General features: G+C 53.5%; 4 protein-coding genes and 1 rRNA gene (2 of these 5 only partly in view). All 5 read right to left on the reverse strand.

What is annotated here, in order from left to right; translation table 11 throughout:
* Positions 1 to 1,505: ribosomal RNA gene (locus CIG75_RS19940) — 16S ribosomal RNA — on the reverse strand (it extends 40 nt beyond the left edge of the window).
* 430 nt (positions 1,506 to 1,935) lie between these two features.
* Entirely contained in the window at positions 1,936 to 3,132 is a 1,197-nt protein-coding gene (locus tag CIG75_RS19945; RefSeq protein WP_094238185.1) for an ABC transporter permease, read from the reverse strand.
* Entirely contained in the window at positions 3,129 to 3,854 is a 726-nt protein-coding gene (locus CIG75_RS19950; RefSeq protein WP_094238186.1) for an ABC transporter ATP-binding protein, read from the reverse strand. Before CIG75_RS19950 ends, CIG75_RS19945 begins: the two co-directional genes overlap by 4 nt.
* Before the next feature lie 23 nt (positions 3,855 to 3,877).
* Entirely contained in the window at positions 3,878 to 4,579 is a 702-nt protein-coding gene (locus tag CIG75_RS19955; RefSeq protein WP_094238187.1) for a hypothetical protein, read from the reverse strand.
* A 2-nt stretch (positions 4,580 to 4,581) separates the two neighbouring features.
* On the reverse strand, positions 4,582 to 5,000 hold the end of the coding sequence (locus CIG75_RS19960) for an ABC transporter ATP-binding protein (RefSeq protein WP_094238188.1). It continues 481 nt past the right edge of the window; only the last 419 of its 900 coding nucleotides appear in the window; the start codon falls outside the window, past its right edge; the stop codon is at positions 4,582 to 4,584.

The following is a 5,000-nucleotide window of genomic DNA, read 5'->3' on the forward strand; positions in this document are numbered from 1 at the left end:
TGTTACGACTTCACCCCAGTCATCGACCCCACCTTAGACGGCTGGCTCCTTACGGTTACCTCACCGGCTTCGGGTGTTGCCAACTCCCATGGTGTGACGGGCGGTGTGTACAAGGCCCGGGAACGAATTCACCGCGGCATGCTGATCCGCGATTACTAGCAATTCCAGCTTCATGCAGGCGAGTTGCAGCCTGCAATCCGAACTGTGAGCGGCTTTTTGGGATTGGCTCCGCCTCGCGGCCTCGCAACCCTTTGTACCGCCCATTGTAGCACGTGTGTAGCCCAAGACATAAGGGGCATGATGATTTGACGTCATCCCCGCCTTCCTCCGGTTTGTCACCGGCAGTCAATTGTGAGTGCCCAACTGAATGATGGCAACACAATTTAGGGGTTGCGCTCGTTGCGGGACTTAACCCAACATCTCACGACACGAGCTGACGACAACCATGCACCACCTGTCACCGCTGCCCCGAAGGGAAGGTCTATCTCTAAACCGGTCAGCGGGATGTCAAGTCTTGGTAAGGTTCTTCGCGTTGCTTCGAATTAAACCACATGCTCCACTGCTTGTGCGGGCCCCCGTCAATTCCTTTGAGTTTCAGTCTTGCGACCGTACTCCCCAGGCGGAGTGCTTAATGCGTTAGCTTCGGCACTGAGGGTGGTACCCCCCAACACCTAGCACTCATCGTTTACGGCGTGGACTACCAGGGTATCTAATCCTGTTTGCTCCCCACGCTTTCGCGCCTCAGCGTCAGAAATCGGCCAGCAAGGCGCCTTCGCCACAGGTGTTCCTCCACATCTCTACGCATTTCACCGCTACACGTGGAATTCCCCTTGCCTCTCCGATCCTCAAGCCATCCCGTATCCAAGGCAGTCCCAAGGTTGAGCCTTGGGCTTTCACCCCGGACGCAGATGGCCGCCTGCGCGCGCTTTACGCCCAGTGATTCCGGACAACGCTTGCCCCCTACGTATTACCGCGGCTGCTGGCACGTAGTTAGCCGGGGCTTCCTCCTCTGTTACCGTCAGGGTGTGAGCATTCTCTTCTCACACTTGTTCTTCACAGAAGACAGAATTTTACAACCCGAAGGCCTTCATCATTCACGCGGCGTTGCTCCATCAGGCTTGCGCCCATTGTGGAAGATTCCCTACTGCTGCCTCCCGTAGGAGTCTGGGCCGTGTCTCAGTCCCAGTGTGGCCGATCACCCTCTCAGGTCGGCTACGCATCGTCGCCTTGGTGAGCCGTTACCTCACCAACTAGCTAATGCGCCGCGGGCTCATCCGACAGTGAAGCGAAAGCTTCTTTCTCGATCTCCTCATGCGAGGGAATCGCTTATCCGGTATTAGCACTCGTTTCCAAGCGTTACCCCAGTCTGTCGGGCAGATTGCCCACGTGTTACTCACCCGTCCGCCGCTAACCTTTGGGAGCAAGCTCCCTCCAGTCCGCTCGACTTGCATGTATTAGGCACGCCGCCAGCGTTCGTCCTGAGCCAGGATCAAACTCTCAATAAAAGTTGAAAAAGTTTGTATCTTGACTCGCATCAGATCTCTGTAACACTCGTTTAGTTTTCAAGGATCAATCTGTTCAATGTCCAACGTTACGACTAGAAGTCACGTTCTTCGTTGGGCTATCAATATTTGTCGCTCGAGGCGACGCATATTAACTTACCACATCGGAAACCATAAAGTCAACTGGTAAGTTTTCTTTTTTTATCATCGCGCTGTCTTGCGGCGACAAGAACTATCTTATCACGCCCGCAGACAACAACACAAACAAACATCCGAAACAAACGAAAACAAATTCGAACTCCTATTACCAGTATGGGACACAATAACGCTTCAGCTTCGATTCCTGATCGTATTCAACGAGCCTCTACGCAAAAAGACTCGGTCTCACAAACGCGAGACCGAGTCTTCATTCATAACGATTCGAAACGGAACACTACCCTTTTACGATCAATCCTTCTCTGCGGAAGAGCTTCGAGGCTACGCCAACAGCAATTGCTGCATAGAGCAACGTACTGCCGAGCACGTAGGTAATGTGCGTGAAATCGACAGTCCCATACAACAGCTCCTTGACCATCATGGTCGCATTTACCACCGGCAGGAAGTAATAAGACAAAGGCGCATCCTGCGGGGAGGTGAACATCGTTGCATAGACCGGTACCATCGCCACGATCATGAACGGCGCCAGGTACGTTTGTGCTTCCTTAAATGACTTAGCCAGCGATGAAACACACAACATCAGGGAAGCAAACATCACCGCGAGACCGAGCAGCATGACCAGCATCAGCGCCACGTTGCCAGCTGACAAGAACGACAGAGACAGCCCAAATCCGTCAGCCTCCCCGCCGAGCACGCTCGGCAAGATTTTCGCTGCGATCACCATCGCGATCGTTGACGCAATCGCCGAAACGAAGCCCATCAGCGATGTCGTGATCAATTTCCCCGTCAAAATTGCCATCCCATTGACCGGAGTGGTCAGCAAAGCCTCAAGCGTCCCGCGCTCCTTTTCACCAGCCATCAGATCGGTCGCCGCCGGCAGGGCGCCCGTCACACAGGATACGATCAACAACAGCGGTACGATAAAGCCGAGGAATGATCCGGCCTTCTGATCATCGGTCGAGACATCCACCGTCTGCACATCCAACGGCTTGATCGCTTCGGCGGAAATGTTCAACTCAGCCAGCCGCTGTGCCATCAATTGTTGCTCCAACCCATCGAGCAGACCTTTTAATACACCTTGTGCAATCGATGACTTCTGTTCCGCTGGATTGTACAAAATGTTCACCGTCGCAGGCTGTTTCGCTTGCACTTTTTGCGCAAACTGCTCATCGATCTCCACAACAGCCCGCACTTCACCATCAGCCAGCGCCTGCTTGGGATCGTCCGTTTTCACCACTTCAATCCCTTCATAGGACGTAATCGCCTTTTCCACTTCCGCCTGCTGTCCGATCACTGCAATCGGAATGTGATTGCGCGCCGCTTCTTCCGTCCCGGCCTGCATTTTGGCGATCAAGATCATCAAACCCGGAATCAACAGCAACGGCAGCAAGACGGAAGTCACCCACGTCTTCCGATCCCGCAACAGATCGGTGATTTCCTTTTGTAAAACGATCCACACTTGCGAAAATTTCATCGACCTTCACCTACCATTTCCATAAAAATGCGGTCGAGATCTTTCGTCCCGCTTTGTTCGTACAGCGCATCCAACGTCCCGTTATATTGCAACGTCCCGCGATGCAAAATCACCACTCGATCGCACAGTCGCTCTACTTCGCTCATGATGTGCGAGGAGAAGATCACCGTGCGTCCTTCCTGCTTAAACTCGCCCAGCAACTGCCGAATCACATTCGCAGAGGTGATATCGAGCCCAGACGTCGGCTCATCGAATAGCACCACACTCGGGTCGTGAATCAGCGACCGCGCAATTGCCACTTTTTGCTTCATCCCTTTCGAGAAGCCGCCCACACGCTTATCCAAATATCTCTCCATATCAAAACGCTTCGCCAAGTTTGCTGTGCGCTGCTCGATCATCGGCTTCTCCAAGCCGTACAGCTTGCCGAAATATGCGATGTTCTCCCGCGCCGTCAACCGATCGTACAATCCGGTCTCCCCGCCAAACAGAATGCCGACCTTCTTGCGCACTTCCTCCGCGTTGCGGATCGTGTCCATCCCGTCCACCGCGATGCTGCCTTGCACAGGTTTGAGCACGGTGGAGATCATACGCAGCGTCGTCGTCTTACCAGCCCCGTTTTCCCCAAGCAATCCGACCACTTCACCTCGCTGCGCAGTAAATGAAAGATCCTTCACCGCCGTAAAATCACCAAACGTCTTGGTCACACCTTTTACTTCGATCATGCGCTTTCCCTCCCAGCTAATTTTTAGAACAACGGCCTCTTTTCCAAATTCGATTTGGCCAGTTTCCACCAATACACAGTAACGAGCCCGCCAAGCACAAGGGAACCGAGTCCGGCCACCCAGCCAAACGACCGCGCCAACTCGATGACCGACGACAACACCAGCACGTCGAACACCAGCCACCACAGCAGACACATACCGACCCACAGCACCACATACCATGACGAGTACAGCCAAAACTTCAGTTGGCTACCTGAGTTCATCTCCCAATATGTATACCACAATGATAAGGCCAGCCCATATCCAAACCAGATCAACGCAAACCATAGAAATTCCAGCGGAGTCAGCATTGCACGCAGTTCAGGAGAAAATGCGTACAACGCTCCGAACATGACAAGCGCATTTGACACCGCCCGCAACACCACCGTCAAAATTCGGCTCAACACCACGCCGCTTACCGAAATCGGCAGTGATCGATAAAACCGCAACTGCTTTTGTGTGCGCTCCGAATACTTTCCGGTGTACCACGGACACCCGATGATCGGCACGACTGCTAAGAAGTAAAAATCGAGCAAATAGCGATCGGGCGAATAACCGGTTGTCAAGCCACGAAGCATCAGCGTTGTCCAAGCCCCAAAGAACAGTGACAGAACCATGACCAGCAAATAGTTCCACCAAGCACGCTGCAAATCATGCCTGATCAGTCTCCATGCCTCTTGCCACATGCTTATCTCCTCCCCGCGTCGTGCTGCTTCATCAATTCTGAGAAAATTTCATCCAGTTCTAGGTTATGCACTTTCAGCACGGTAACTCCTTGCGCTCGGAACGCTTTTTCGGTCGTCGCCCGCGCCGAGGTGATCACTCGCACTGGCCCCCGTCCTTCGGCCGAAACCACACCAGGGATCAGCCGAGCCGCTTCGGCCGTGCACTCGACCCAGAGTTCCTTCCAACTGTCTAGAATTTCGTCTTTCTCAAAATACCCGAGTAGCTTGCCTCGATCGAGAAACGCCACATAGTCGGCAAACTTTCTTACTTCCTCCATCACGTGCGTCGCGAACACGACCGTCTTCTCCCCGTCATCCAGCACCGCCGATATTTCTTCCATCATCACGCGGGCTACGAACGGATCGAGATTGGCTGTCGGCT

It is taken from the genome of Tumebacillus algifaecis (assembly GCF_002243515.1).
In the GTDB taxonomy this organism is placed as follows: Bacteria; Bacillota; Bacilli; order Tumebacillales; family Tumebacillaceae; genus Tumebacillus_A; species Tumebacillus_A algifaecis.